We start from the raw sequence: 2763 nt of genomic DNA on the forward strand, positions 1-2763 counted from the left end.
CTCGATAAGCGTGAATAGAGGGCGTGTCATACAGTTTTGTCTGGCACCAACCCCTTTGGTTCCCGCATTTTAAAGTATCGTAATACTGCAGGCATCGCTTTCAATGTATGATCATCTTACCCTCCTCAGTGGACGCGCTCATCCTAAGTTAGCTGGAGAAATCGCTGAATATCTCGGAATTCGACTGGCTTCAGTAGAGTTGGGCAATTTTCCTGATGGGGAAATCAGTCTGAAACTCAATCAGAATGTGCGTGGTAGAGACGTTTTTATCATTCAACCCACGTCTCCCCCCGTCAACGATAATTTGATGGAGCTGTTGATTCTGATGGATGCCTGCCGTCGTGCCAGCGCAGAACGCATTACCGCTGTGATTCCCTATTTCGGGTATGCTCGGCAGGACCGAAAAGACTCGGGACGAGTTCCCATTACTTCAAAGCTGGTTGCCAATCTGATCAATGAGGCAGGAGCTGACCGGGTGCTGGCAATGGATCTGCATGCCGCTCAGATTCAAGGCTTCTTTGATACTCCCGTCGATCACTTATATGCTGCTCCCATTGTGGATCAATACTTCAGGTCTCTTAAAATTCCACATGAGGATTTGGTTGTTGTAAGCCCTGATGAGGGAAGTATCAAACGCACGCTACAGCATAATAATAATCTTGGTGGCACGCTGGCGATTGTCGATAAACGCCGCAAGAATGCTTTAGAGACACAGCAGGCCAATCTGATTGGTGACCCGATTGAAGGTAAAACGGCATTACTGTTCGATGATATGATCTCAACTGCGGGCTCAATCGTAGGAGCAGTCAACGTGGTGAAAGAGCATGGTGCCAAGGATATTTACGTAAGTGCATCACATGCTGTCTTTTGCGGACCTGCCATCGAACTGTTGCGTGCAGCCCCGATCAAAGAGATTGTGGTGACTAATAGCCTTGCGATTCCTGATCAGGATAAACTGCCGAATCTAAGAACCATTTCGATTGCCCCATTGCTGGGTGAAGCAATCAGACGGATTCATCGTAACGAATCGGTAAGCCATCTGTTCGATTAGAATAAGTTGCCATATATAAAAGTCGCTGTATAAAACGGATCGTTTGTGTTCGAATGATGATCGTAAAAAAGAGACATTGATGGCGCTGAACGAACAAGACCGTGAAGACTTGATGCGCGAAGCAACGGCATTCTATCCCCGCGCCGAGCTGCACGTTGATCACGAATTGTTACCTGTTTTCTGGGGACAAAAGAAAAACGGCAATTTTTCGTTTTATTTTGGCAGTGATCCCGTTTATCAATTCGATCAAAGTGGCCGCTTACGACGGGCCTATATTGACGGGTACCTGTACCGGACGCAGGGAAATACACTTGCCCGATTGAGCCGAGAACGAAATTCAAAGGAATCAACTCTCAAACGCTATGACCTGACTATAACAGAATCAGCAGGGCTGCTGCAGGCAATGTCAAATCGGTTCCTGAAACTGGATTCTGCTTTCGGCAAACAACACGAAATCCGGTTCTTGCAATCTGTGGCTGACTGTTCACAATGTGAATTACAGGAGCTGATTCAAACGCAGATGAAACAGATTTTACAACATTCTGATCAACTAGCTCCGCGGATTCCTGGGAAACGCTAAGTTCGATCAATAGAACCCGCCGTTAAGAAATGGGTCTTTCCAAGATGCAGAAACTGATCATAGGATGTGGGTATGTCGGTTTACAGGTCGCTCAAAAATGGCTTGAGCAGGGACATACCGTTTCGGCACTCACGCGATCTGAATTACACGCGGACAAATTCACAACACTTGGTATCAAACCGATCATAGGTGATATTACTCAACCGGAATCGCTCAAGAATCTGCCACAAACAGATACCCTGCTATATGCGGTTGGTTTTGATCGTTCAGCGAATCGATCTCGACACGAAATCTATGTTACGGGATTGAACCATGTCCTTTCCGAAATCAAAGGACGTACACAGAAAATCATTTACCTCTCAAGCACCAGTGTTTACGGTCAATCCTCCGGTGAATGGGTCGACGAAACATCTGAGTGTACTCCGCAACGCGAAAATGGGCAGATCTGCCTGGAAGCGGAACAGTTGTTTGAAAAACAGGGACTGATTTCTGCTGAGGAAGATCTGACGATTTCGAGAGCCGTCATACTCAGGCTGGCGGGCATATATGGTCCCGGTCGACTTCTCGCCAGAATGGAACAAATCAAAGCCGGAGAACCATTACTGGGCAGGCCCGATGCCTACCTCAATTTGATTCATGTTACCGATATTGTGAATACGATTCTAAAATTTGATACAGACATTCAGCTGGAATCTCATTATCTGGTGAGTGACAATTGTCCGATTACCCGCCAGGAATATTATGAAACACTCGCTTTTATTCTGAATGCGCCGCTCCCGCAATTTGCGACAGAGGCAACAAGACAAGGGGCGATGAAATCGAATCGTTCAAATAGTACCGAACGAGCAGCAGGGTTGAATAAACGGTGCAATAACCGGAAATTGCGGGGAATACCAGGGCTGGAACTGGTTTATCCGACGATCAAAGAAGGGCTACCTCAGGCAATTGAAAATCGTTAAAGCCTCGGTCGATGATACCCTCACTTTAGGTTTCGTTGTCAAACGTGTATGCTGTGTCGAGATAGACAAAGCCGGAAACCGATTTTTAAGAATATCTAGAACTCAAGATAGCGTTAATTATCACATGCCCAAAACTTATCAAGTCAAACCAGTTAACGGCCCCATTCAGGGAA

3 protein-coding genes are annotated in these 2763 nt (G+C 46.3%); all 3 read left to right on the top strand.

Annotated elements, in window-relative coordinates; genetic code table 11:
* Positions 1–103: 103 nt before the first annotated feature.
* The 3 genes from Q0668_RS06340 (at position 104) to Q0668_RS06350 (ending at position 2590) form a co-directional block, all read left to right on the top strand.
* Positions 104–1051 (top strand): ribose-phosphate pyrophosphokinase, encoded by a 948-nt coding sequence (locus Q0668_RS06340; protein WP_298861505.1) that lies wholly within the window; start codon positions 104–106, stop codon positions 1049–1051.
* Between the two features lie 79 nt (positions 1052–1130).
* Positions 1131–1631, top strand: coding sequence for a hypothetical protein (locus Q0668_RS06345; protein ID WP_298861508.1), 501 nt, complete (start codon positions 1131–1133; stop codon positions 1629–1631).
* 44 nt (positions 1632–1675) lie between these two features.
* A complete protein-coding gene (locus Q0668_RS06350; RefSeq protein WP_298861511.1) occupies positions 1676–2590 on the top strand; it encodes an SDR family oxidoreductase in 915 nt (304 codons plus the stop codon).
* Positions 2591–2763: the final 173 nt, after the last annotated feature.

Source organism: uncultured Gimesia sp. (assembly GCF_937910335.1).
GTDB lineage: Bacteria > Planctomycetota > Planctomycetia > Planctomycetales > Planctomycetaceae > Gimesia.